The 24506-nt window shown below is 46.3% G+C and carries 25 protein-coding genes; 22 read left to right on the forward strand and 3 right to left on the reverse strand.

All coding sequences use genetic code 11. The features are described 5' to 3' along the window. The first annotated feature begins 49 nt into the window (after nucleotides 1-49). The 3 genes from AAAA73_RS09485 to AAAA73_RS09495 all read left to right on the forward strand — a co-directional run bounded on the left by AAAA73_RS09485 (nucleotide 50) and on the right by AAAA73_RS09495 (nucleotide 3495). Nucleotides 50-913, forward strand: a complete 864-nt coding sequence (locus tag AAAA73_RS09485) for a hypothetical protein (protein ID WP_340598065.1) — start codon at nucleotides 50-52, stop codon at nucleotides 911-913. 1 nt (nucleotide 914) lies between these two features. Next, a complete protein-coding gene (gene nagZ / locus AAAA73_RS09490) occupies nucleotides 915-2027 on the forward strand; it encodes a beta-N-acetylhexosaminidase (protein ID WP_340598066.1) in 1113 nt (370 codons plus the stop codon). A 106-nt stretch (nucleotides 2028-2133) separates the two neighbouring features. Further along, entirely contained in the window at nucleotides 2134-3495 is a 1362-nt protein-coding gene (locus tag AAAA73_RS09495; protein ID WP_340598067.1) for an energy transducer TonB, read from the forward strand. Nucleotides 3496-3573: 78 nt separating this feature from the next. Here AAAA73_RS09495 and AAAA73_RS09500 read toward each other — a convergent pair whose 3' ends face one another. Beyond that, nucleotides 3574-3702: a hypothetical protein gene (locus tag AAAA73_RS09500; RefSeq protein ID WP_340598068.1), complete on the reverse strand. Its 129-nt coding sequence runs from the start codon at nucleotides 3700-3702 to the stop codon at nucleotides 3574-3576. A gap of 95 nt (nucleotides 3703-3797) precedes the next feature. Continuing rightward, entirely contained in the window at nucleotides 3798-4613 is an 816-nt protein-coding gene (locus AAAA73_RS09505; RefSeq protein ID WP_340598069.1) for a hypothetical protein, read from the reverse strand. A gap of 10 nt (nucleotides 4614-4623) precedes the next feature. Between AAAA73_RS09505 and AAAA73_RS09510 the strand changes: the two genes are divergently transcribed. After that, on the forward strand, nucleotides 4624-5730 hold the full coding sequence (locus tag AAAA73_RS09510; RefSeq protein ID WP_340598070.1) for a M23 family metallopeptidase: 1107 nt from the start codon (nucleotides 4624-4626) through the stop codon (nucleotides 5728-5730). Here the strand turns inward: AAAA73_RS09510 and AAAA73_RS09515 are convergent. Further along, on the reverse strand, nucleotides 5727-6998 hold the full coding sequence (locus AAAA73_RS09515) for a hypothetical protein (RefSeq protein ID WP_340598071.1): 1272 nt from the start codon (nucleotides 6996-6998) through the stop codon (nucleotides 5727-5729). The genes AAAA73_RS09510 and AAAA73_RS09515 overlap by 4 nt on opposite strands. Nucleotides 6999-7129: 131 nt before the next feature. Here AAAA73_RS09515 and galU point away from each other — a divergent pair, with 131 nt between their 5' ends. From galU to AAAA73_RS09605, 18 genes are all read left to right on the forward strand, one after another. After that, a complete protein-coding gene (gene galU / locus AAAA73_RS09520; protein WP_340598072.1) occupies nucleotides 7130-8014 on the forward strand; it encodes a UTP--glucose-1-phosphate uridylyltransferase GalU in 885 nt (294 codons plus the stop codon). A gap of 12 nt (nucleotides 8015-8026) precedes the next feature. Continuing rightward, nucleotides 8027-8881, forward strand: a complete 855-nt coding sequence (locus AAAA73_RS09525) for a hypothetical protein (RefSeq protein WP_340598073.1) — start codon at nucleotides 8027-8029, stop codon at nucleotides 8879-8881. Next, nucleotides 8878-10917 (forward strand): replication restart helicase PriA, encoded by a 2040-nt coding sequence (priA, locus tag AAAA73_RS09530; protein WP_340598074.1) that lies wholly within the window; start codon nucleotides 8878-8880, stop codon nucleotides 10915-10917. The genes AAAA73_RS09525 and priA overlap by 4 nt, the downstream gene beginning before the upstream one ends. A gap of 57 nt (nucleotides 10918-10974) precedes the next feature. Continuing rightward, nucleotides 10975-11811, forward strand: a complete 837-nt coding sequence (locus AAAA73_RS09535; RefSeq protein WP_340598075.1) for a CFI-box-CTERM domain-containing protein — start codon at nucleotides 10975-10977, stop codon at nucleotides 11809-11811. Nucleotides 11812-11864: 53 nt separating this feature from the next. Then, nucleotides 11865-13004 (forward strand): NAD(P)-binding protein, encoded by a 1140-nt coding sequence (locus tag AAAA73_RS09540; RefSeq protein ID WP_340598076.1) that lies wholly within the window; start codon nucleotides 11865-11867, stop codon nucleotides 13002-13004. A 266-nt stretch (nucleotides 13005-13270) separates the two neighbouring features. Continuing rightward, entirely contained in the window at nucleotides 13271-14197 is a 927-nt protein-coding gene (gene rpsB / locus AAAA73_RS09545; RefSeq protein WP_340598077.1) for a 30S ribosomal protein S2, read from the forward strand. Nucleotides 14198-14306: 109 nt separating this feature from the next. Further along, the gene (tsf, locus tag AAAA73_RS09550) at nucleotides 14307-15233 is read left to right on the forward strand and encodes a translation elongation factor Ts (protein WP_340598078.1); all 927 of its coding nucleotides are present in this window, start codon (nucleotides 14307-14309) and stop codon (nucleotides 15231-15233) included. Nucleotide 15234: 1 nt separating this feature from the next. Next, nucleotides 15235-15948: a UMP kinase gene (gene pyrH / locus AAAA73_RS09555; protein ID WP_340598079.1), complete on the forward strand. Its 714-nt coding sequence runs from the start codon at nucleotides 15235-15237 to the stop codon at nucleotides 15946-15948. A gap of 22 nt (nucleotides 15949-15970) precedes the next feature. Next, entirely contained in the window at nucleotides 15971-16537 is a 567-nt protein-coding gene (gene frr, locus AAAA73_RS09560) for a ribosome recycling factor (protein ID WP_340598080.1), read from the forward strand. A 14-nt stretch (nucleotides 16538-16551) separates the two neighbouring features. Further along, nucleotides 16552-17283 carry an isoprenyl transferase gene (locus AAAA73_RS09565; protein ID WP_340598081.1) on the forward strand — a complete coding sequence of 244 codons (732 nt, stop codon included), beginning with the start codon at nucleotides 16552-16554 and terminating at the stop codon, nucleotides 17281-17283. Beyond that, nucleotides 17255-18088: a phosphatidate cytidylyltransferase gene (locus AAAA73_RS09570; RefSeq protein ID WP_340598082.1), complete on the forward strand. Its 834-nt coding sequence runs from the start codon at nucleotides 17255-17257 to the stop codon at nucleotides 18086-18088. Before AAAA73_RS09565 ends, AAAA73_RS09570 begins: the two co-directional genes overlap by 29 nt. 76 nt (nucleotides 18089-18164) lie before the next feature. Next, the gene (gene rseP / locus AAAA73_RS09575; RefSeq protein WP_340598083.1) at nucleotides 18165-19841 is read left to right on the forward strand and encodes an RIP metalloprotease RseP; all 1677 of its coding nucleotides are present in this window, start codon (nucleotides 18165-18167) and stop codon (nucleotides 19839-19841) included. Continuing rightward, nucleotides 19838-20542, forward strand: a complete 705-nt coding sequence (gene tsaB, locus AAAA73_RS09580) for a tRNA (adenosine(37)-N6)-threonylcarbamoyltransferase complex dimerization subunit type 1 TsaB (RefSeq protein ID WP_340598084.1) — start codon at nucleotides 19838-19840, stop codon at nucleotides 20540-20542. The genes rseP and tsaB overlap by 4 nt, the downstream gene beginning before the upstream one ends. An 8-nt stretch (nucleotides 20543-20550) precedes the next feature. After that, nucleotides 20551-21525 carry a P-loop NTPase gene (locus AAAA73_RS09585; RefSeq protein WP_340598085.1) on the forward strand — a complete coding sequence of 325 codons (975 nt, stop codon included), beginning with the start codon at nucleotides 20551-20553 and terminating at the stop codon, nucleotides 21523-21525. Between the two features lie 7 nt (nucleotides 21526-21532). Further along, nucleotides 21533-22168, forward strand: coding sequence for a helix-turn-helix domain-containing protein (locus AAAA73_RS09590; RefSeq protein ID WP_340598086.1), 636 nt, complete (start codon nucleotides 21533-21535; stop codon nucleotides 22166-22168). Beyond that, nucleotides 22158-23180 carry an RluA family pseudouridine synthase gene (locus AAAA73_RS09595; RefSeq protein ID WP_340598087.1) on the forward strand — a complete coding sequence of 341 codons (1023 nt, stop codon included), beginning with the start codon at nucleotides 22158-22160 and terminating at the stop codon, nucleotides 23178-23180. The genes AAAA73_RS09590 and AAAA73_RS09595 overlap by 11 nt, the downstream gene beginning before the upstream one ends. Next, the gene (gene pgeF, locus AAAA73_RS09600) at nucleotides 23177-23875 is read left to right on the forward strand and encodes a peptidoglycan editing factor PgeF (RefSeq protein WP_340598088.1); all 699 of its coding nucleotides are present in this window, start codon (nucleotides 23177-23179) and stop codon (nucleotides 23873-23875) included. Before AAAA73_RS09595 ends, pgeF begins: the two co-directional genes overlap by 4 nt. Beyond that, nucleotides 23872-24453: a DNA-3-methyladenine glycosylase gene (locus AAAA73_RS09605; RefSeq protein ID WP_340598089.1), complete on the forward strand. Its 582-nt coding sequence runs from the start codon at nucleotides 23872-23874 to the stop codon at nucleotides 24451-24453. Before pgeF ends, AAAA73_RS09605 begins: the two co-directional genes overlap by 4 nt. The last annotated feature ends 53 nt before the right edge of the window (nucleotides 24454-24506 follow it).

Consider the following 24506-nt stretch of genomic DNA (forward strand, 5'->3'; position numbering starts at 1 on the left):
TAGTGAGATGACAGACTTTTATCCATGACAACGAAGGGGAATCTCGACGATGGTCCGTAAAATTCTATCTGCCCTAATCGTCTTCTCGACAATCACTGCTCCACTGGCTTCCAGTGCCGCCGTTTTGTTTGAGGGATATTCAAAAATCAACGCAGGTGAAGATCACATCGGTTACGTGATCAGTCGCTATGAGTTTGACGACAAAAAGAAGCACTTTATTTCGACTTACTTTATCAAAACCGGAAAAGGGCCCACGGAAACCACGGAGAGCCTTAAAGCCACTGCCGATTCTGAACTGGCGCCAATTTCCTACGAATACACCTCGCTAGCTGGCAAGGACACCAAGATCATTGATGCCAAGTTCAAAGCCGGCGCCATGACTGCCTTGGTAAGCACCAATGGGAAATCCTCGAAAATTGAAAAGAAGATCCCCAAAGGAACTTTCCTTTCGACTTTCCTGGTTTATCTGATGTTGAAAAGTAAAGAAGGTCTTCGCTCTGAAACCAAGTATGAATATCAAGCCATCGCTGAAGAAGATGCCGGTATTTCAAAAGGTCAGGCATTGGTCGGCAAAGAACAAATGTTCAACGACTACAAGGTGTTTAAAATTTTAAACACCTACAAGGACTCAAAATTCCTAAGCTACGTCAATGAACGTGGCGAAGTCATCGCCACCAATGCGATGGGCACTGGAATCTCTACTGAATTGGTAGCGACTCCAGCAGAGGCCACAAATGGTCAATCCTACAGTGCCACAATCTTGAAAACATTGTTTGGAACTGTCCCTGCCGGAACTCAAAACGTGGTTGCCCAGGGTAAAAAAGCAAAACAAAATGCTCCCGCGACAACAATCGGCGCGCCTGTACAAGCTCCTACTCCAACGACACAACCAGAAACTGAACCGGGTCAATAATATGGGAATCAATCAAGTAATCGGACAACACATGTTCATCGGTATTCAAGGTCATTCACTGACTGCTGATGAAAAGAAATTTATCGTGGAAAAAAACATTGGCGGCATCTGCCTGTTTGGCAGAAACGTGGCTGAGCCAAAACAAGTTCACGACCTCTGCGCAGAGATTCAATCTCTTAGACACAAACAAGCCGACAAGGCTCCTTTGTTCATCGGAATTGACATGGAAGGCGGCCGTGTTCATCGCCTGAAACCTCCGTTCACCGTTTGGCCAGCACTTAGAAAGCTGGGCGACTTGGATGCACCGACTGTCTCTTTCCATTTTGCCAACCGCATGGGACAAGAGCTTCGCTCCGTGGGAATCAATCTGGATTTTGCCCCATCCGTTGACGTATTCACCAACGACGCCAACAAAGTGATCGGCGACAGATCCATCAGCTCCGATCCTGAGATGGTGGCGAAACATGCCTCCGCCTTGGTACGTGGTTATATCAAAGCCGATATCATCACTTGCGCGAAACACTTTCCTGGTCACGGAAATACTTTGCTGGACAGCCACGAAGATCTTCCTGTTGAGAACCTGGACAGGGCACGCTTGGAAAGCTGTGAGTTGATTCCATTCAAGAAGGCCTTCAAGTCCCGTGTCGATATGGTGATGACTTCGCATATTAAGTTTCCAAATATCGATCCTGAATGGCCTGTCACTCTTTCAGAAATTTTCGTTAAGAAAATGATCAAAGAAGAACTGCGCTACCGTGGTCTTGTGATCACAGACGATCTGGGCATGAAAGCGATGTCAGCACACTATGATATCGAGGAAATCCCTGTTCGTGCACTCCAAGCAGGTTGTGATCTGCTTTTATACTGCAATGAATTCGATGTCCCACCGATTGCTGTGGAAGCTCTGCTTGGAGCAGTCGCACAAGGCTCATTGGATCAGGCTCAATTGGAATCAAACCATAAGCGCATTCTTGAATTGAAAAAAGCGAAGATTGTAAACCCTGATCCGCTTCCAATGGAGGAAGTAATCAAGATCGTGGGCCACGCAGAGCACTTAAAGATCGCTTCTGCCATCAACAGCGGCACGACTCCGGAAGGGTTACTGCCAGAGTAACAGTCATGTAAAAAGTTCCCACCCCTGGGGTCTAAGCTGCAGCCTGCGGCGCCTGGGGTTGGCCTGGGAATTGATAATGCTCCTCTAGGTTGGCAGAGGAGTTTTTATGAAATTCGATCCAAAAAACGAAAATTTTGAGTCCGAAAGACAGCTCGATTTATTCACGTCGGGTACTGCAGGATTGGATTTCATTCCGGATTTTAAAATCCCGGCTCCCCGCCCGCCAGAATCAAACAAATCCCCGCGTTTTATGTCCATGTCCGTGGCCATGCATATAGCTGCAGCCGTGGCCATGGCGGTGTTAAGCGTGCCGTTGGCCAACGAACTTAAAACTGAAACTATCACAATTGAACTGGAAGAGCCGGTCGTTCACCAGGCAACCAAGGGTGCCGATGTGGAGCCCACACAAGGTGGTTCGCCTGCAAAACTTGAAACTGCATTACCAGAAAAGCTTCCCGGTAAGTTACCGGTAAAAGAGGCCGCCTCTGCTCCAGCCATGCCTGTTCAGAATGAATCCGCAGCCAAAGCTGTTGTGGCAGCGCCAGTTGCAATAGATGAAACTTTGCCTGAGCCGGTTGATGATCTCTTCCCTGCTGAAGTCAGCAAACCAGCTCCCGTAGCTGCTACAGTCGCCAAGGCGGCCCCTGCGAAAACAACATTCAAAGCGGCTCCGATGACTATTGATGATATCAACTCCCCAGAACTTGATGCCGCTGAAATCGCCGATCAAAAATCAGAAGCAAACATCGACGAGGACCTTAATAAGGATTTCGACGACATCGACAACAAATCCGCAAGCAAACTTGCCAAAGAAGAAGCTGAAATGAGCGCCATGGCTCATGCACTGAAATCCAATCATGATAGTGATATGCAATCACTGGAAGATCAAAACAGCGCACAAGCCGCAGCTCTTGCAGAGTCACAAAAAAATCTTCGCAACAGAAACGCTAAGGCTGTTGCCTCCGCCATGGCTTCTGAGAAAGCGGCTGCTCAAGCTGCTCAGGCAGCTGCCGCTGCTGCTGCCGCAAACTCTGCTAAAGAAGGAAACGGGCTTGGTGGCAACGGTGGCGGTAAAGGTGAAAAAGCCGGAGCCGGCGCTGGTAATAACGGATTGGATAAGGCCGGCGAAGAAATCGCTGGTGCACCAACAGGCGTAAGAAGCCTGGATCAGCTAAAGCAAATGCCGGGAAATAAAAGACCACAGTACAGTGAAGACGAGCGTCTTCAAGGTCATCAGGGTAAAGTCAGCTTTGAAGCTTACATCACAAAAGATGGCGTCCCTGTTCAGTTCAAAATGAAGCAGTCCACTGGATATAGAAATCTGGATAAGAAAACTTTGGCAGCCCTTAAATCCTGGAGATTCTATCCAGGACAAGAAGGCTGGGTTGAAATGCCATTCTCTTGGGATCTTAAAGGTGGCGTTCAAGAAGTGAAAGGCCGCCTAAGAACAGCCGTTGGCCAGCTTTAAGCCAGTCACAATCAGCACAAACGCAAAAAGCCTTTGGTGAACCCAAAGGCTTTTTACTTTTTCAAAGCACGAGGCTAATTAGTCTTTGAAAAGAGTTTTAGCAGACTTAGTTGTACCTTTAGTACGGATAGCCGCTTTACGTTTTTTACCGCTAGTAGTTTTTTTCTTCTCGCGAATGTATTCAGTTTTTTTAGTTTTAGAAGCCACGGTTTACCCCCGGAATATTTATTAAAACTCCGGCCGTGCCGAAGTGCGCTATTACCCGTCAAAGCCGGGATAGGCCAGACAGAACGAGTTAACTATCAAAAGGGAATAATCAAGTCAATCGAATGCCTATAATCTGACGATTTTTGTGTATTCCCGTAATAAGCGTAGTTTAAACGGAACCTAGGTCCACTGAACCCCGCCCCTACCGAAGCACGCGGCTGGGACTCGTCAAAATCATCGGAAAAGCCGAATCTGAAGACTGTAAAGCGATTTAAGAAGGTTTCAAGCCCCAAACCAATGAATCCCTCGGAATCGGCATCGGCTCTAAAGCGGGCGAAACTTCTATAAACATAGTTAAATCCCGCCCCCACTTTGGTTTTTTTGCGGATCTCTTCCGGAACGTTGGAAGGCGGCCCAAACAGGTTATATCCGACCAAACCCAAGCCAATACTGTCCACTGGAGTATAAAGAAGACCCAGGTCCGCGTTATAGGAAGTGAACGAGGATGCTGGCAAACTTTGCTCCAAATAATGAACACTCAAGCCCACTGTCCATTTATTCAAAAACATTTCTGCCATCGTGATGGCAATATCATGTTCCTTCAGCTCTCCAAGATTTTCGATCTCAGTCGTCTTTTGCACGTACGCACCGGCAGCAGGAATGGTGCTCTCTTTTGTGTTATCACTCAAAAAAGCTGCGATTTCATCTTGCGCAAATGACGTGTAAAAAAATCTTCCGCCCAAATGAGCCATGGTTGCGGGATTCAGGAAACTTGCATCTCCTGGCTCCACAGCCGCACGTCCAGTTCCGCCAGCTGCTACTGACGCCGAAGAATTATACACTTGGGCTACCGCTTGTATCGAGCTAAGATAAAGCAGAAGAAAAACAGAAAGTTTTTTTACTAAGCTCAAAGGATGGAGCATGAATCAACACCTCGCACGCATCATATGCACTGTCATTTTAGTCGTCACATACTATCAATCAGTTCACGCCAACGCCAACAACTTTACTGCGAAACAAATAAGATCCGGAGACAATCTGATCAGCATTCTGCGCAATAATGGCTTCACCGCACGTGAACGCGAATCCGTTCTGGCTTCAGATGTGGGATTGCGCCGCCTGTTTCTCACTCTGGATACCAAGTATTTAGTTCGTAAAGCCTCAGGAGAGATCGAACTGCGCATGTTCGACTCCCAGACATCTGACGCATTTCGCATTCTTAAGAAGAACGGCAAAGTTCAAGCCGGTCAGTACAATCCAAAATTTAAAACCAATGTTTTGCGCATTGATGGAAAAGTTCACGGCTCCATCCTGGGCTCCATTCTTCCGAAATTAAATAGCAACTGGGTTGCAACCCGCTTTATGGATGCCTACGCATTTGACCTGAAATCATTCCGTGGTTTGCGCCGGGGCGCCCCTTTCTGGTTCACAGTTGAAAAGAAGTATGAAGAAGGTCAGTTCGTAAAATACGGAGAGATTCTACAGGCTTCGCTGGAGATAGATGGCGAACAGGTTCACAAAAAATTCGTAAAGTCCAAGTACGGCGGAGTGTTCTTTAATGATCAGGACCTGCAGGAAAAGCGCGCATTCTATGCCCCTGTGAACTACATTAAAATCGCAAGCAGGTTTCAACCAAACAGACTGCACCCCATCACAAAAAGAAAAACTCCACATCTTGGAGTTGATTTCGAACTGCCGATTGGAGAACCGGTTTTGGCGGCAAGAAAAGGTATCGTGGTTCGCTATGGTCACAATCGAGCGGCAGGAAATTACATAGTTCTGCGCCACGCCCACGGAGTTGAGTCAGCTTATAATCACCTTTATAAAATTGATCGTCGCATAAAACAGGGATTGCAACTGGCGCCAGGAGATAAAATTGGTGAAGTTGGATGCACAGGCTACTGCACTCGCGCACATCTTCATTTTGCGATCAAACTGAACGGCAGAATGGTGGATCCGTTAAAGTATATCAAGCCGTACCCGAAGAACATGCATCAGGTACTGGCTTCACAAGTGGCTCAGAATTAATTCTTAAGACAGATCGTTGCGTAGTTGGCGCAACGTTTTGTTGGAATGACTTGATTTGGATAAGCAGCTGATACACTTCCGATTAGTGGATTGTAACAGGAAGCTGCGGAATTATACTCCACACCTTGTGCCACGCTATTCACAGTGTTTTCCACATAGCATGAAGGCACTGTCGCCTTAGGAACCATGCAACCATTCGTCACATTCACATCCCATTGATCCGCACGGAAATGACGACGAACCACTTCAAGTTCATAGCGAAGAGTCGCATTACCCGCGATTTCCGCCGCCGTGTGCGCCGGACAAGAAGCAGCGTCACGAGCCAAATAGATTTTGTATCTGCGGTTGCAATTCCAAGAAGCCGAAATCACATTTCCCGTATTCAAATCCACTTCCTGCAACACATGCAACACATTCAAAGGCGAAAAGCCGTTTGCAATATTCAGAGGCTGCCCGAAGGACATGCGGTAACCACGACCATACGCGGACGCCTTGTTGGTTGATCCGGAAGATACAACCGAGCCCACATTCGTAGTGCTGTTCAGGTAAGTCATCGTCAACTGACCTGCAGACTGCAGGATATCGCGCAAACTTTGAGAAATACTTTGATCCGAGTTGAACTTCAAATTCGCTTCTAGTGTGCGTGAGTTCGTGGAGTATGGATAGTAGCGAACCATCTGACCACGATTGCTTAGCAAGGACTCCATGATATAGGAAGATGAAAGAACATCTGCCATCGGAACCACATCGGTATTCAACGTCAAAGAACCACTTGCAGAATAAACGCTCGTCAAATTTGCACGATCACGCACTGCCATGGTCGGCATAACATTGATATTCGCCGGAGAATCTCCCAGATACTCTGCGAACTGCGCCTTGGTTACTGAGGTTGCGGGATAAACAGGAGAGAAATTTGATTCCACATAAGTATAATAACTATCCTGAACCTTCATGCCCATTGATTGGTAGGCACCTGCTCTGATCGCATAGTAAGCGTTGCTTGTAGCCAAATTTGATTCTGCGCAGGAGTTATAGGAAATCTGGTCAAATCCACCATCAAAGGCAAAGGGAACTGAGGAAACTTTCGATGCCATTTGCGAACCGTATTTTGAGGTGAGCGCCGCGTCCAAGCTGCCAAAATCACCCGTTTCATCCAAAGACGAATCGAAACCGGCCTTTCCGCAGTTTTGAAAGGAAACAACAAGCGCGAATGAGGCAGCTATGACACCGGCGACTTTCACCGTTGTTTGCTTGTTTGGCATTTTCATGGAAAATTCCCCCGTACTTCAACGATAACACGATGCTGGGTACATATCTGACAAAAAACAGGTTGGAAGCCCATTCGCAGCATATTTCGTTATGACTTGTATTAGAATGAAACGTTTGCGATTTTAAGAGCATGTCTAAAGTAAAAAAAGCCATAATTCCAGCCGCAGGTCTAGGTACCCGATTTCTTCCGGCAACCAAAACAGTTCCCAAAGAAATGCTTACCATCGTTGATGCTCCCATCATTCTTTACGTTGTTGAGGAAGCCATCAAAGCTGGAATTGAGGACATCGTACTAATTGCCGGACGTGGAAAACACGCTATCGAAGATTTCTTCGATAAGTCCTATGAGCTTGAAGATAAATTGGAACGCGATGGAAAGTCGAAACTCCTTGAGCGCGTCACCAAAGTACGCGACTCCGCAAATATCATCAGCATCAGACAAAAACACGCTTTGGGCTTGGGCCACGCTGTTCACTGCGGCTTGCCTATTGTTGGCAAGGAACCTTTTGCCGTCCTTTTGGGTGACGAGATCACTATGGAAGCCAATGGGGAACCGAACGTAACTTCGCAGTTAGTGCGATCCTTTGAAGAAACCGGCACCTCCACAATCTCGGTCATGAAAGTTTCTGAAAAAGACGTTTCAAAATACGGTATTGCCGAAGTCGAGGAAAAATCCCCAGGATTCTTCAAGGTGACTTCTCTGGTTGAAAAACCAAAACCCACTGAAACTAAAAGCCGCTGGGCACTGCCTGGTCGCTATGTATTTGATAATTCCATCATGGATCTTCTAAGCAATGCGCAACCTTCGCTGAATGGTGAAATCCAGTTAACCGACAGCATGAAGCTGCTGTGCCAGCAAAAAGGTCTTAATGCGATGACTTTTACTGCCGATCGCTACGATGCTGGTGATAAGCTGGGATATCTGCAGGCCAATATTGAGCTTGCGCTTAAAAACCCGGAACTGAGTGCGGATTTGAAATCCTACATCCTGGATCTGGCAAAAAATCTTAAGTAGTTAGGGAATTGTATGAAAAAAGTTTTACTTGCGAGTCTGATTGGTGTGCTGGCTCCCGCCCTGGGATCCGCTTTCATCCTTCCAACCAGAACGATTCTGCAAAAAACTTCTGATAATGCTGGCAGCGGTATTTACGCTGTTGAACAGGAAGTGCAATTTGCAAATGGCGATGACACTATTCTGGTTCGTGAAACCTGGTTGATCGACAACGATCGCACCATGCGCCTGACTGTAACCGGAACCAAGGAATTGCAAGGCAATTTCCGCATGCAATTTCTCTATGCTGGTGGACAGCGCTGGACGGTTTTGAACGGTAATAGAAAAAGCGACAAGACTCCTGACGATTTTCTGGAAAAGTATTTAAATTTCAGAAACCCCGATATCTTCGCAAACACTCTGGCTTCGATGAAAATCATTCCGGCCGGTGCCTATTCCAAGCGTTTGACTGCGAAAAAGGGCGACGACATCAAGTACGATGCGGAAAGCTGGGTGCGCTACTCCCGCACTGGTGGCGCCGTAAATTACGCTTTCGGCACACCAACACCTGAAGACGACAAGAACAACTATCCAGGTCTGTGGATCGAACAGGATCAGTTTGTGGTTCGCAAAGTTCGCCTGCCAAGTCAGGTGGAAATGACTGCGGATAACTACAATCAATTCGCCAAGGGTCTGCATTATCCTCGCACCCGCACGATTCGCTGGGGTAATAATACAGCAACGATCCGCCTGATCAGTGCTTCGGCTCGTCCTGCCACGGCTGCTTCACAATTCCAGCCAAACTCGCTGGACATGAACACAAAACTGGATGGCCTTGATAAACTTTCAGCAAAAGACGCCGTGATTGAATTCTATTCGAGGTTTAGATGAGTGAAGCTTCTCTCTGGAGAGTGGCAGTTGATGCCCCTCTTCCAGAAGCTTTAACATACAGCTCATCATTGCCTCTCGTTCGCGGTCAATTGGTCAATGTTCCACTCGGAAAACGAAAAACCAAAGGCCTCATACTCGGACCTACAACTGAAGTCCCTGAATTTAAAATTAAAGCGATTGATTCCATTGATGAAGAATATGCACCACTCCCCGACGCATTTGTAAAATGGTTGGAGTGGCTGGGTTCCTATTATCTGCATCCTGTCGGGCAGGTCGTACAGTCAGCCTTTCCTCCCCTGAAGAAAACAGACAAACAGCGCGCCAGCAAACGAGCGCCGGTGATTCCGCAGCTGGAAAGCGACAAGCTTCCAGACCTGACCCCGGAACAAAAAACAAGTATTGATGCCATCGCCCAACACCAGGGCTTTTCAACACATCTTCTATTCGGTGTGACTGGATCCGGAAAAACGGAAGTCTATCTGCGCCTGCTGGATAAAGCTCTTAAAGAGGGCAAACGCGGATTGGTGCTGGTTCCAGAGATTTCACTGACGCCTCAGCTGATCCAAAGATTTGCACGACGCTTTGGCGATAAGATCGCAGCCTTGCACTCGCAACTAACCGATCGCGAACGCACCAACCAGTGGTGGGATGTGGTAGAGGGACGAAAATCAATTTTGATTGGCGCCCGCTCCGCCTTGTTCTGCCCGGTTCCTGACTTGGGACTTATCATTGTCGATGAGGAGCATGAGCCTTCCTACAAGCAGGATGAGAAACTGAAATACAATGGCAGAGATGCCGCCGTCATGATGGGTAAAATCATGAACTGCCCGGTGGTTCTGGGTTCTGCCACCCCAAGCCTTGAAACCTGGAAAAACGCACAGGAAGGGCGCTATCATCTGCATCCCCTGAAGAACCGCGTGGCCAACCGCTCTCTTCCGGAAATTGAAGTCATTGATTTAAGAAAGCAAAAGGCGGACGACGATCATCAAAAACTGATGGTCGAAAAATACTCTCACCTTCCATATTGGATGAGCCCGCAACTTTTCGAACGCATGCGCGAAACGGCAGAACGTGGCGATCAAAGCGCCTTGTTTTTAAATCGTCGCGGCATTGCTCAAATGGTCGTTTGCCCGGCATGCGGTCACACACGCGAATGTCCCAACTGTGATATCTCGCTCACCTTGCACGCTGGCTCGCACTTGGTATGTCACTACTGCGATTATCACGAGCAAATGAAAAAAAAATGCCCCGATTGCAAAGAGGGCGAGCTTGAAGCCATTGGACTTGGCACTGAACTATTGGAAACCGATCTTACAAGATTGTTTCCGGGAAAAGTTATTGCTCGCGCTGATCGCGATGAAATCCAAAGTCGCGCGGATCTGGAAGACCTGATTGCCAGAATGGAAAGCGGAGAAATTGATATTCTGGTCGGGACACAAATGATCGCCAAGGGATTGGACTTCCCGAAGCTTAAGCTTGTGGGCTTGGTGCTGGCCGATGTGGGCTTCAATCTTCCTGATTTCCGCGCAACCGAACGAAGCTTTCAGTTGATGACTCAGATGAGTGGCCGAAGCGGTCGTCACGTCAAAGAAGGCGAAAGCCCCGGCTTGGTTATCATTCAGACTTTCAACACCGAGCATGACAGCCTTGTGTTCGCACGCAATCATGACTTTGAAGGTTTTGCTGCTCACGAACTAAACGTTCGCGAAGCCTTGAATTATCCACCTTGCGGAAAGCTTGTGAGCTTCCGTATTCAAGGAACCAAATTGAATGCCGTCGAAGAGACCGCTCGACTTTTAGCCAGACGTGCTCACAGCCTAAAGGCCCAAGTTGAGAAATATAAAGCAGTCGAAGTACTGGGGCCAGCTGAGGCCGCACTTGCAAAACTACGAGGACAATTCCGATATCATCTCCTCGTAAAATCGCCGCAAGGCTCTTTAACGAATCCATTCTCCAGACAGCTCCTTGGCGACCAGGAATGGGTCCCGTCGGGAGTTAAAATTATCATCGACATTGATCCAATGAATTTGCTTTAAATCAGTTCTGCGATCTACACTTATAGAAGTGCGCACAGTGGTCGCACAAGGACTGATATGATTCAATGCCCGCGCTGCGGAATACAAGTAACTGAGCTTCACCCTATCGAGGGCGATCTTGCTGCGAAATTGCAGCAGGCAGGCGAAGCCAATCTGCCACCGGAAGTGTGTGCAGGATGTATTTCTGATTTGCGCAGAACGGCCGTCACAAGTAGTGGCGGCGTATTGATGGCACAAGAGCGGGCACGCGAACAGCATCGCATGACGCTTTGGAAAAGCCGCGTGCAGCTAATCAAGCAAGCACGCAATTCCATGGGTCAGAAAATGTATGCCGAAGCCGCAATCTCTTACGAAAAATATCTGAAAATTCTGGATATCGTGTTTGAGGTTAAAAAAGGCGATAAGTTGCGCCCTGAAGCCTTCAAAGAAAGCGCACGCCATACAGAGCTTACAGTGGTTGCTTCCGTATACTGGGACTTGATGCGTATTTATGACACTCACGATCGCTATCATGAGCGCATGCAGAATTCTGCAAAGCAATTGGCGATGTTTGTGCAATTCACACCGATTTATCCGGATATCATTAAAAAGGCCGAGTCATTTGTTCGCACTGCCAAAAATCCGAATATTGTTAAAAATTTCCTGAAGCTTGCCGACAAAGAGCGTCCACGCTGTTTTATTGCAACTTCCGCGTTCGGTCCTCAGGCTTACGAAGTTCAAACACTGCGTGGTTTCCGAGATGAAACTTTGAAAGAATCGTTCCTCGGTCGTAAGTTTATTTACTATTACTACAGAATTTCCCCTTCTATAGCGTGCTCACTCGATAAGCACTCCTGGCTCAAACCCGCTGTCAGAGCCGTACTGCGCACATTGATTAAATGCGTTAGCCGATAATTCTAAAGCCTTCCTTCTTGCAAAGGCCCAGCCTTGTGGTGGAAGGTATTTACATGGCTCATATTTATGATTACGCAATTATCGGTAGTGGTTTGACAGGTCTTAGTATCGCAGCAGCTTTAAGCCGCGAAACCAAGAACATCGTTTTGCTTGAAGGTTTGGATAATTCCGCCGGCTCAAACAAACAAATTAATTTCCCAACAGGCCCTATCAACAACGGCATCCGCTTTGTTCCTGATTCTGTTTCCTCGGAAAAAGCTTTGGGCTTTTTGGAAAATCTATTGGGTCAGAAGGTGATTGCAGATGTTTCTGAAGAAGCACCTGTCACTTACGATTCTGGAAACTTCAAAACCTTCCTCGGTTTCGGTGAAAATCCGCCAGCATTCTGGGAAGAGCTTTCCTATTTCACTTCAAGCAAACGCATTGATCTGCAGCTGCAACCATTCCAATGGGCACAGATGCTGATGGAGCAATTCAAAGGCGATTTCGCCCCACGCTCCTATGTGACAAAGTTCCACCAGGAAGGTGATCGTGTAACATCCGTGACTGTCAACGGCTCGAAAACGATTCATGCTCACAACTTTATCTTCGCCGGCACAGTTCGCGATCTTTCTATTTTGCTTCCTGAGGACGCGATCTCCACGCGTGCGCGCTCCAAGCTGGGTAAAAACAATTATTGGACGGCACTATGCCTTGATATCTGCCACAGCAAAGCTGTGACTGAATCAACGGCAGTTCATGTTCTTAACGGCACAACTCAGGATGAGATCGGCCCTTGCGCCGGTCGCTTTATGCCCGCCGTTGAGGTTGATGGCAGCCAATTGCAAGCTTCCCAATGGATCACATTCATTGAAACCGAAATGACTGATGATAGCGAAGTTGTGGGAATGGCATTGAAAAAAATCAAACGCCAAATCAAACGCGCTTATCCTGAAGCTTTGGACGACATCAAGCTTGAGCGAATTTTTGTGGCTCCTTACATCGCCGGCAATGGCGACCTTAAGTTGAGCGCAAATCAAACGATCCCAAGCCTTGAGAATCTTTGGGTGGCCTCTTCCACTTTGAACGATCAAAAGAACCTTGTAGGGGCCCTTTTGCAGGCAGAAATGATAATTGCTTCCCTGGGCTTTAAAGTTGAGAAAACCGCAGCCTCCGAGGCTCCGGCCGAGGACTTTGCTGAAGCAAGCATGTAAGTTATTGAAATTATAGATGTTTGATTAACGCCGCTGCAGAAATGCCGCGGCGTTTCTTTTTGCAGCTTTTCATTCGAGAAACTCTGCTACCAGACTGAGCAAAAGATCCTTGCTCTTCCATGCCACGCTATGATATCCCGTGAGTCCAACAATAACACACTCTAGAGCACAACCTGGTCCCCGAGTACTGAAAAAGGGGTCTTCCGGCGAAACAAAAAAAGCTGGCTCTGCACTAGAGGAGGATTAACCAGAAAGGACGTACTACCATGGCACAAGTTACCATGAAAGAAATGCTAGACGCTGGAGTTCACTTCGGACACCAAACACAGCGTTGGAACCCAAAAATGAAACCTTACGTTTACACAGCTCGCGGCGGTATCCATATTATCGACCTGCAAAAAACTGTTGTTCGTGCGAACAAAGCTGCTGAATACGTAAAAGAAATCGCTGCTAACGGTGGTCGCATGATCTTCGTTGGTACTAAAAAACAAGCTATCGAGCCTGTTCAAGAAGCAGCAGCAAAATGCGGTCAATACTACGTTACTAAACGTTGGTTGGGCGGCATGATGACTAACTTCGAAACGATCAAATCTTCTATCGATCGTCTTCGTAAAGTTGATGCTATGAAAGAAAAAGGCGAATTCAACTACCTTACTAAAAAAGAACGCGCAAAAATCGAAAAAGAATACCTTCGTTTGTCTGAGTTCTTGAACGGTATCCGCGACATGAAAGAAATGCCTTCTGTAATGTTCGTAGTAGACCTTCCAAAAGAACACATCGCAGTTGCTGAAGCTAAACGCTTGGGTATGACTGTTGTTGGTATCGCTGATACAAACTCTGATCCAGATTCTATCGACTACCCAATTCCAGGGAATGACGATGCAATCCGTTCTATCAAATTGTTCACTAACCTGGTTGCTGACGCTTACATCGAAGGCGCTAAAACTTGGGAACAAAAAATCCGCACAATGACAGACAAACAATCTGACGTTGCTAAGGAAGCTAAAGGCGAAGAGGCAGCTCCTAAACGTCGTGCTCCTGCTGCAAAAGCTGGCGCGAAAGAAGCTCCTAAAAAATCTGCTGGTCCAGCAGTTGTTAAAGCCAACAAAGGTCGTAAACTTGTTGCTGCTGGTACAGCAGAAGAAGTTGAGATCCAAGCTGAGCTTGAAAACAAAGACGAATCTGCTGAGTAATCTCAGTCAGGTCTCTGAAGAAAGGGTGGCTTGACCACCCTTCTCTTTGTTTGTCCCATATATAATCAAAAGATCTTTATTACTGTTCTTATTATAAGGAGTCTTCCTAATGTCTATTTCCGCTACTCTTGTTAAAGAGCTAAGAGAAAAAACTAACGCAGGTATGATGGATTGCAAAAAGGCGCTTGAAGCGACTTCTGGCGATTTCGACGCTGCTGTTGAATGGTTGCGCGTTAAAGGTCTTGGCGCTGCAGCTAAAAAAGCTGACCGTATTGCTGCTGAAGGTGCGGTATTCGCACTACTTAACGGCACAACTGGTCTTGTTATGGAAATCAACTCTGAAACTGACTTCGTTGCTCGCAATGACGGTTTCAAAGCTTTGGCAGCTGACGTTGCTGAGCACATGTTCAAAACTGAACTTGCTGCTGACGTTTTGACTCAAGCTTTCTCTAAAGATTCTTCCAAAAAATTGGGCGATCTTTTCACAGAAGCTACTGCAACTATCGGTGAGAAAATCGTTCTTCGCCGTCAAGAGAAGTACACTGCTGCTGCAAACACTTTGGTTCACACGTACGTTCACGGTGAAGGCAAAATCGGTGTTATGATTGAAGTTGCTGTTTCTAAACCAGAAGCTGTAACTAACCCAGCATTGAAAACATTCGCACAAGATGTTGCTTTGCACATCGCTGCAATGAACCCAATGGCTATTTCTTCTGAACAAATCCCTGCGGACGTTGTTTCTAAAGAAAAAGAAATCCTAACTGCTAAAAACCTAGAGTCTGGCAAAAAACCTGAAATGATTGAAAAAATCGTTGAAGGTCAAATCCGCAAGTTCTTGGCTGAGAACTGCTTGATGGACCAAGCTTTCGTTAAAAATCCGGACTTGAAAGTTTCTGATTTGGCGAAAAACGTTGGTAAAGAAATCGGAGCAGACGTTACAGTTAAGCGTTTCGTACGTTTCGAATTGGGCGCTGGTATCGAAAAGAAATCCAACGACTTCGCAGCTGAAGTTGCAGCTCAAATGAAAGGACACTAATTTGAAAGCGCCTATCTATAAGCGTATTTTGCTAAAGTTAAGTGGTGAGGCTCTTGCTGGAAAGCAAGGGACTGGTATCAACACTGCGACAATCACACAGATTGCGAATGACGTAGCAGAGGCTTACAAGGCAGGCGTTCAAATTGGTCTCGTCATCGGTGGCGGTAACATCTATCGTGGTGTTGCCGCTTCTGCTGAAGGCATGGATCGCGCAAGCGCAGACTACATGGGTATGCTTGCGACATGTATCAATGCCCTGGCTTTGCAAGATGCTCTTGAAAAAGCCGGTGTTCCAACCCGTGTACAAACAGCCATCGAAATGGCTGAAATCGCAGAGCCTTATATCCGCCGCAGAGCTATTCGCCATTTGGAGAAAAACCGCCTGGTGATCTTCGGTGCCGGTACCGGAAACCCTTATTTCACAACAGATACAGCCGCTTCTCTTCGCGCGATGGAAATCGATGCTGAAGTGATCATGAAGGCGACTAAAGTTGACGGTATCTACGATAAAGACCCTGTGAAACATGCTGATGCGAAGAAATTCGAAAAAATCAGCTACATCGAAGTACTGAATCGCGGTCTCCAAGTTATGGACTCAACTGCGATCTCTATGTGCATGGATAACAAACTACCGATTATTACTTTTGACCTTTCAGTTCCAGGGAATATCCTTAAAGCTGTTCAAGGTGAAAACATCGGCACCCTGGTTCACTAGGGTCCAACTAAGGAGTCTCAACATGGCAATTGCTGACATCAAAAAGACTGCTCAAGCACAAATGGACAAATCCATTCTTGCTTTGGGTGAAGAGCTTAAAAAAATCCGTACAGGCCGCGCTCAAGTTTCAATGCTTGATGGCGTTCGCGTAAACTACTACGGCAATCCTTCTCCACTATCACAAGTCGCTTCCGTATCTACTCCAGATGCGAAATCTTTCCTTATCGCGCCTTGGGAAGTATCTATCCTTAAAGACATCGAACAAGCGATCATCAAATCTGAATTGGGCATGGCTCCAATGAATGACGGTAAAGTGATTCGTTTGAAAGTTCCTGACGTAACAGAAGAGCGCCGTAAAGACCTTGCAAAACAAGTTAAGAAAATTGCTGAAGAAGCACGCGTAGCTGTTCGTATGGCTCGTCGTGATGCCAATGAAGCGATCAAAAAAATGAAGGCTGATAAAAAAGCACCTTTGAGCGAAGATGAAGCTAAAAAAGGTGAAGCTGACATCCAAAAAGTGACAGACGATATGATCAAAAAAGTGGATCAAATCGCTGACGAAAAAGAAAAGTCAATTTTGACTATCTAAGGTTTGGGAGCCCGGTGACTCTACCTAAGCATATTGCAATCATTATGGATGGTAACGGTCGTTGGGCTCAGCTCAAACGAAAGCCACGTACTTTTGGTCATATCAAAGGTACGCGCGTGGCTAAAAAAATCATCACAGCATGCTCCCGCAAAGGTATCAAAAACCTTACCCTATACGCATTCTCTACTGAAAATTGGTTCCGCCCTCAGGCTGAAGTATCTTTCCTTATGAAAATCCTGCGCCGTTATCTGGCAAAGGAAACCAGCAACTTGGTTAAGGAAAACATCCGCTTCTCCGTGATCGGTGATCTATCAAAAGTTCCTTCAGATGTTTTCAACGCAATCAAACAAGCTCGCGAAGCTACAGCTCAATGCACAGGCCTGAATCTGGTCTTTGCCTTGAGCTATGGCTCTCGCCAGGAAATGACGTCAGCTGTCCGTGATATTGCACAGATGGTAGCTAAAGGCGAAATTAAACCTGAAGAGATCGATGAGGCTTTGATTAGCACTTCGTTAAGCACGTATCCGACTCCAGATCCTGATTTGATTGTTAGAACTAGCGGCGAGCAAAGACTATCAAACTTCTTACTATGGCAGGCCGCTTATTCGGAATTCTACTTCACGGAAACTCTGTGGCCTAACTTCACAGAAGCTCATCTTGAGGAAGCCCTAAATGCTTTTTCCGTGAGACAACGCCGCTATGGCAAGGTCTCTACAAATGACAACTTGGAAAAGCTTTCTAACTAGAGCCGCTTCTGCCCTTGTGGCATTGGCAATCATTTTTGCACTTTATTACTTCCTAAAAATTCAGGGACTTAAAATCATCATTGCGGTCGCAGTTGTTTTGAGTGCGTGGGAACTTCTGGGCATTCTGTTTAAGTCAGAAAATTCCCCGCTGCTAAAAGGTGCTTTTTTCGCACTGACTTTGTTTGTCTTTTTCGTATCCACGATGGCTTTGAACTTGGGTGCTATCATCTTCGCACTTTCCATGATTGTTTTAACAATCATCAGTTTGTTGCAGCTTCACAAATCCGGCGATCTGCAACGTATGACTAAGTTTCAAGCCCATTCCGCTTTGGGATTGATGTACGTGGGCCTTTTGCCGTCTTTCGCATATCGCTTGCTGGATCAGGAAGCCGGTCTTTCTTGGTTTATTTATTTGCTCGCAGTGGTATTTGCCGGCGACACGATGGCTTATTGCTTCGGTGTCTTGATCGGAAAACACAAAGTTATGCCTACTATTTCCCCTAAGAAAACCTGGGAAGGGTCTGTCGGTGGAATCGTTGGTTCTGTTCTTGCGGGCTTCATTTGCTGGAAGTTTCTGCTGATGGATTACCCTTGGTATTTCATTTTGGGACTTGCCGCTGTCTCAGGATTTGTCGGTCAATTCGGAGACTTCTTTGAGTCTTTGCTAAAGAGGGTTGCGGACGTAAAAGATTCCGGAAAAATCATGCCTGGCCACGGCGGGGTCTTGGATCGAATTGACGGTGTCCTATTCGCAAGTCCTGTAATTCTACTTGGAGTTGTGATCCTATCTCATCTTTCGTCGTAAGAATAAAGTCGAGCACCTCGACATATATTTTGTAATTTAGTAGCTCCGGGAAGCTCTAACCAATTAGAATAACCGGATGGAAATGCTATTAAATTTAATTCACAGCGGTTTATCAGTAGTTCTACCATTCGTTATTCTACTGGGTATTTTAATCTTCGTTCACGAATTGGGGCATTTCCTGGTGGCCCGTTGGTGTGGTGTTAGAGTCGAAGTTTTCAGCTTGGGCTTCGGTAAAAAAATCCTAAAATACAAAAAAGGCGATACTACCTACGCCCTTTCCATTATCCCACTTGGTGGATACGTTAAAATGTTTGGTGAACAACCAGGCGTTGAGATTTCAGAAGAAGACAAAAAGGTCGCGTTCACGCATAAAACGGTATGGCAGCGTATCGCTGTTGTTCTTGCCGGTCCTTTGATGAACTTCTTTTTTGCCATCTTTGTACTAATGATGGTGGCCTTCATCGGTGAAGATGCAAAAGCACCGATGCTTGGTGATATCAAACAAGATACTGCCGCTTACACTGCTGGCTTCCGTTCCGGAGACCGCGTAATTTCCATTAACGATAAGAAAATCGGAACATGGGAAGAAATCCAAAATGTTCTAAGTCTTAAAGCCAATCAGGATCTGCATCTTGATGTCGTCGTTCAACACGAAGGCAGTCAGGAGGAATCAAAGGTTTCTGTCCTTGCGAAGGCTGAACCAAATCCAAACATCCTAAGCGCCTATGACTACATGGCCAATGTTGAAGGCCTTACAGCGCTTTCTGCTGGCACAACGGTCGGTGTGATCCCAAACACCGCTCTATTTGCCCTGGGTCTGCGTACCGGCGATTCCATTGTCGGCATCAACGGATCCAAAGTTAGCCACTGGAGAGAACTGCAAGCGGCACTTGAAAAAGCCAACGTTAGCGCACCATTGTCTCTGGATATCATGGGCAAACGCGAGGGCGACAAAGAAGACAAAGCTCTTACTGTGACTCTGGCGCCACTTGAAAGCATGAAAACTTTCACGATGAGCAATCTGGGTCTTGAGTCCTCTGAGCTTTATCTAAGTAAAGTCATGGACAACTCCCCGGCAAAAGCAGCAGGATTGAAAGAGGGCGACCGCCTGGTTTCAATCAACAATACTGTTTTGAACAAATGGGACGACGTCATTGCCAACATCAAATCATTTGATGGCAAAAACCCGGTTGATATCAAAGTTCAACGTGAAGGCCAGATCGTAGATTTGAAGATCACACCTAAAATGACCACGCAGATGACGGCTGCAGGCACCGAGGAAAAGCGCTACACAATTGGTATTGCACCTGTTGTGAACCTGTCCACTCCAGAAACACTGGTGGTGCGCACCAACAACCCGATCGAAGCACTTGTTCGTGGTACCGAGAAAACTTGGGATTTCACTGTGATGACGGTGATGAGCTTTGTTCGCCTATTTGAGGCTAAAATCTCCCCTAAGAATATTGGCGGCGTCATTTCAATCGGTCAGGCAGCTAGTGAAACTTATAAAATTGGTATCACTCCTTTCTTACAGATGATGGCAATTATCTCTGTGAATCTGTTCATATTGAACCTTTTGCCAATTCCAGTGCTTGATGGTGGACACTTGGTGTTCTATACCATCGAGGTAATAAAAGGAGCTCCGCTGAGTTTGCGCAAGATGGAGATCGCCCAACAAGTCGGTATGGCTTTGTTGATGAGTTTGATGATCTTTGCCTTGTTCAATGATTTTACTCGCATCTTTAGTCTATGAAGATACTCGCAATGGAAACCAGCACCCTGCTAGGCGGGGTCGCTGTTATTCAAGATGGAAAAGTCGTCGCTGAAGAATCCTCTCAGCGACAAAAGTCTCATACCGAAATCATTTCCCCATTTGTTGAAAGAACTTTAGAAACAGCCGGACTTCGATTGGAAGACATTGATGTCTTTGCCGTCGGACAAGGTCCAGGGAGTTTTACAGGTATTCGTGTTGCAGCCAACGCTGGCAAAACCTACGCGTATAGCTTTAATAAACCCATGGTCACCATAGACTCTTTGATGTTGCTGGCTCAGCAAGCTCGCGAATCCAAGCTCCCGGTTCTGGCAATCATGAATGCTTACAAGAACATGGTGTACCTTGGTATGTTCGATTGTTCGGGCGATGAACCGGTGTATTTAAAGGGTCCAGCCGCTATTCCTGTGCGCGAACTTTCCCAACACATCGATCGCGATGTCACGGTTGTTGGCGACGGTTGGGAGACCTATCACGAGTATTTTCCCGAAGAACTAAAATTGAAAATGCATCTGAACTCCGCATTTCCCAATGAGCCTTTGGCAAAAACTTTGGGGTTAATGGCAGAGAAACGCGCACAACTTGGTCAAACTTTGGACTGGAAATCGTTTATTCCCCTTTATATTCGCGCATCTGAAGCCGAAGAGACAAAAAAAGGAATATTAATTTCCCCCTTGAAATAGGACTGTCCATGGATCGCGACTTCGAACAAGAAAACAACGATGTTTTAACCTTCAAAAACTCTTCTTCCAAAGACAAGGCTGCTGCCAAAATTTGGGTTACAGCTTCTGGCAAGGGCGGCGTCGGCAAAACGTTTGTTTCTTCAAGTTTGGGAATCACGCTTTCAAAACTTGGTCACTCGGTCGTCATCGTGGATCTTGATCTCAGCGGTGCAAATATTCACACCGTGATGGGCATCAAACCTTCTCATATGAACATTCGCCACTACTTCGAAGGCGTAAAAACACTTCAAGAACTGGTGATTCCGACTCAACATCAAAATCTTTCTTACGTACAGGGCTTCTGGGATTCCTGGTCTCCAATCGACTTTACTATGGAGCAGATTCAATCTCTTATCCCGCAACTTCACTCCTTGCGCGCTGACTACGTGATCGTGGATTTGGGTGCCGGTGCTCTTGAGCCGCACTTGGAACTTTTTAAAGCTGCTGATGAAAAATTTTTGGTCACAACACCAGAACCTACCAGCATTGAAAAAACCTATCGCTTTATTGAAGCTTTTGTCTGCCATACGCTAAAACAGGATTCCACACCTGATGCCTACGGCAATATGATCTCCACGTTGCGCAGTCACCGCCAACGCACTTTGGGTAAACCATTTTCATTCCGTTCCTTCCTGAAAGAACAAACCGGATTGAATTATGATTTCTTCGAAAGTCTGACGAACAAGCCAGTTCGCTTGTTGGTTAACAATTGCCGCTACCAAAATAACGCTGAACTGGGTTATGGGATTAAAAGCGTCTGCAACAAGTACTACGACCTTAGTATTGATTTTGCGGGTGCGATCGATTTCGACAATGCAGTGTGGCAGTCAGTCAAAGGCCGTGAACACGTGCTATTCGCCCAACCATTCACAGGTCTGGCGGGACAATTTTTAACCACGTGCAAACAACTTATTGATCCCGAGGAACTTCGCGCCGTAGTATAATAGGTGCATGGAAGCGACTACTCGTTATAATTACTACGAAATTCTTGAACTACCCGCTAATTCACCTCAACACGAAGTGACTGCGGCCTATGAACGAGCTCGCAACACCTACTCAGGCGAAAATCCAGCTATTTACACAATCTTCTCTGAACACGAAGCCCGTGAATTTTTGGTCCTGATCGAAGAGGCGTACCAGGTTCTTGGCAACAAGATCCTACGTAACATCTACGACCAAAGACTGTTAAGCGGCTTGGCTTCCCTCAACGAACTGACTTATGCATCCATCGTTGAAGCCAGCAAAACAGTGACTCCTGCAGAACCAAAAGCAATCGAGAAAAAGCCTGCACCAGTCTTCGAAAAAAACGAAGCTCTGGAAGCAGAGATCAAAGCTCAGGAAAACTGGACGGGCGAATTCATTAAGAAGGTTCGCGAATACAAAGGCATCACTGTTGAGCGCATGAGCGAGATTACCAAGATCAATGCTTGGTATGTAAAAGCCATCGAAAGCACTGAGCCAGATAATCTTCCAGCAGTTGTTTTTGTACGCGGATATGTCGTGCAAATTGCAAGAGCGTTGGGAATTGATGACAAGAAAGTCGCTGATTCCTACATGAAAAACTTCAAAAAAGCGCTTGGAAAATAAATCCAACTCTGAACATTCCGATCAAACAATTCAGCTCACAGCTTTGCCCGAGATGGTGGGTTTGCGTTTGGATAAAGCACTCGCTTTATTGCCTGAAATCGAAAATCGCACTCGTGCGGCTCACCTGATCGATAATAATCTTGTTAAGGTAAATGGGAAATCAGCCAAGGCTTCCCAACCTATTAAGTCTACAGACAATATTGAAATCACAATTCCCGCACCGGTTCCCACAGAGCTGCAATCCTACGATTTAAAGTTAGATGTGCTTTTTGAGGATTCCGATGTGATCGTCATTAATAAACCTGCAGGCCTGGTGGTTCATCCGGCCGCAGGACATGCACACGACACCCTGGTGAATGCACTTATCTCGCACACTGATGATCTTTCGATGAAGTTTGGCGAGGAACGACCAGGTATTGTTCACCGTTTGGATAAAGAAACCAGTGGAATCATCGTCGTCGCGAAAAATGACAAAGCCCATGAATCACTCACTGCACAGTTTAAAGAACGTAGCACACATAGAATTTACTATGCAGTTTGCATCGGCACCGCTCGCAACCTAAATGGCACCATAAAAAGTTTTTTGGCACGACACCCTGTTGATCGCAAGAAATATGCTTCTGTTCTGGGAGATGATCGTCGTCCTTTGCTGGACCAAAATGAACCTCCGGAAATTGGCAAGTGGGCGGTCACGCATTACGAAACGTTGGCACGCAAAAGCGGTCTCAGCTATATGAAGATGAAGCTTGAAACCGGGCGCACTCATCAGATCCGTGTGCATTTATCTGAAAGCGGATTACCTATTGCCGGTGACTCCACCTACGGGGCTGACAAGAAAATCAAATCTGTCGAACAAAGGGTCATTCAAGAAGACCTGCGATCTTTGCCAAGATTCCTGCTGCATGCTGCAGAATTGGGTTTCACCCATCCGCGCACTCAGGAAAGAATGTTCTTCAAAAAAGATTGGCCCGAGGATATCTCTCTCCTGATTAAAAAGTGGGGTTTGATGTGAATATCGAAAAAACTCCCCTGGGATACGAAATCAATGCGAATGGCATTTCCTACTTTTTCGGCGGAAAAGAATCGCAACTGGATAACTTAAAGAAAGCCTATCCCGGTTTTGATTTTGTCAGAGTCAAACAAACTCACAGTGATATCGTCGTGGAATCCAAAGACGCAAGCCAGGACTACCAGATAAATGCTGATGGGCACATGACGACTGCAAAAGGACTGGCATTGTGTGTGATCACTGCGGATTGCGTGCCTGCTTTGTTCTATCACCCGCAAACCGGCACCATTGCTGGTGTTCACGCTGGATGGCGTGGCGTCGCCAATCGAATTTTGATCAATACAATTCACCAGATGGTAAACCGGGGTATTCCCCCGCAAGAAATTGAAGTCGTCATCGGTCCACATATTCAAAAAGACAGCTTTGAATGTGGCAACGATGTCAGAGACCAGATTCTGGCCAGTCTTCCCGAAGTTTCCGCTGAAGAAAAAGAAATGTTTTATACTGCGATCTCCAGCGAGAAATCCCTGGTGGATTTAAATCTGATCGTTAAGTCCCAGTTGGAATCACAGGGAATCTCCCTGGAAAAAGTATTCACTCTGCATTTGGACACAGTTAAAGACGAATTCTTTCACTCCCACAGACGTGATAAAGAAAAAGCCGGTCGTCAAATCAGCTTCGTTGTAAGAACACCATGAAGATTCTCCCTCAAGATTTCTATTTTGAGGATACGATCACGGTGGCTAAATCGCTCCTGGGAAAAACCCTGCATATCAAGACAACGGGATCAGAGCATCAAGCCCGCATTGTTGAAGTGGAAGCTTATCTCGGCATCAAGGATCCTGCATGCCATACCTTTGAAGGTCGGCGAACTCCCCGTACTTCTTCCATGTATCTTTCCGGCGGACACAGTTACGTTTATCAAATTTACGGAATGTATTTTTGCCTAAATGTCGTCACCCGTTCCGAACAACATCCCGAAGCCGTTTTAATCCGCGCTCTAGAGCCCTTGCCCTTGGCCGCAAAGTTCGAAAAATCTCAACTGGTTTCAAATGGTCCCGGCAAACTTTGCAGACACTATGAAATCAACAAGGATCACAACGGGTTGCAAATGTGGCGAAAACAATCAGCTCTCTACGTCAGTGATGATGGTTCTAAGGTTTCAAATAGCCAAATCATAGAACGACCTAGAATCGGGGTGGATTATGCAGGAGATGCTGCTCTATGGCCATTGCGATTCTATCTGGCTGATAACAAATTCGTTTCAAAGAAATAACCCACCTCGTCCAGTCTCATTGCATTTTCATTTCAAACAGACACCTATTTGGA

The organism is Bdellovibrio sp. GT3 (assembly GCF_037996765.1).
GTDB lineage: Bacteria > Bdellovibrionota > Bdellovibrionia > Bdellovibrionales > Bdellovibrionaceae > Bdellovibrio.

What these genes read in the sequence shown, in the direction of transcription:
- AAAA73_RS09515 (WP_340598071.1), bottom strand. Translation starts at nt 6,998, where the DNA reads ATGAAAATGCCAAACAAGCAAACAACGGTGAAAGTCGCCGGTGTCATA.
- AAAA73_RS09510 (WP_340598070.1), top strand. Translation starts at nt 4,624, where the DNA reads ATGAATCAACACCTCGCACGCATCATATGCACTGTCATTTTAGTCGTC.
- AAAA73_RS09535 (WP_340598075.1), top strand. Translation starts at nt 10,975, where the DNA reads ATGATTCAATGCCCGCGCTGCGGAATACAAGTAACTGAGCTTCACCCT.
- nagZ (WP_340598066.1), top strand. Translation starts at nt 915, where the DNA reads ATGGGAATCAATCAAGTAATCGGACAACACATGTTCATCGGTATTCAA.
- rpsB (WP_340598077.1), top strand. Translation starts at nt 13,271, where the DNA reads ATGGCACAAGTTACCATGAAAGAAATGCTAGACGCTGGAGTTCACTTC.
- AAAA73_RS09585 (WP_340598085.1), top strand. Translation starts at nt 20,551, where the DNA reads ATGGATCGCGACTTCGAACAAGAAAACAACGATGTTTTAACCTTCAAA.
- AAAA73_RS09485 (WP_340598065.1), top strand. Translation starts at nt 50, where the DNA reads ATGGTCCGTAAAATTCTATCTGCCCTAATCGTCTTCTCGACAATCACT.
- AAAA73_RS09605 (WP_340598089.1), top strand. Translation starts at nt 23,872, where the DNA reads ATGAAGATTCTCCCTCAAGATTTCTATTTTGAGGATACGATCACGGTG.
- AAAA73_RS09495 (WP_340598067.1), top strand. Translation starts at nt 2,134, where the DNA reads ATGAAATTCGATCCAAAAAACGAAAATTTTGAGTCCGAAAGACAGCTC.
- galU (WP_340598072.1), top strand. Translation starts at nt 7,130, where the DNA reads ATGTCTAAAGTAAAAAAAGCCATAATTCCAGCCGCAGGTCTAGGTACC.
- priA (WP_340598074.1), top strand. Translation starts at nt 8,878, where the DNA reads ATGAGTGAAGCTTCTCTCTGGAGAGTGGCAGTTGATGCCCCTCTTCCA.
- AAAA73_RS09590 (WP_340598086.1), top strand. Translation starts at nt 21,533, where the DNA reads ATGGAAGCGACTACTCGTTATAATTACTACGAAATTCTTGAACTACCC.
- frr (WP_340598080.1), top strand. Translation starts at nt 15,971, where the DNA reads ATGGCAATTGCTGACATCAAAAAGACTGCTCAAGCACAAATGGACAAA.
- rseP (WP_340598083.1), top strand. Translation starts at nt 18,165, where the DNA reads ATGGAAATGCTATTAAATTTAATTCACAGCGGTTTATCAGTAGTTCTA.
- AAAA73_RS09525 (WP_340598073.1), top strand. Translation starts at nt 8,027, where the DNA reads ATGAAAAAAGTTTTACTTGCGAGTCTGATTGGTGTGCTGGCTCCCGCC.
- AAAA73_RS09540 (WP_340598076.1), top strand. Translation starts at nt 11,865, where the DNA reads ATGGCTCATATTTATGATTACGCAATTATCGGTAGTGGTTTGACAGGT.
- tsaB (WP_340598084.1), top strand. Translation starts at nt 19,838, where the DNA reads ATGAAGATACTCGCAATGGAAACCAGCACCCTGCTAGGCGGGGTCGCT.
- AAAA73_RS09570 (WP_340598082.1), top strand. Translation starts at nt 17,255, where the DNA reads ATGACAACTTGGAAAAGCTTTCTAACTAGAGCCGCTTCTGCCCTTGTG.
- tsf (WP_340598078.1), top strand. Translation starts at nt 14,307, where the DNA reads ATGTCTATTTCCGCTACTCTTGTTAAAGAGCTAAGAGAAAAAACTAAC.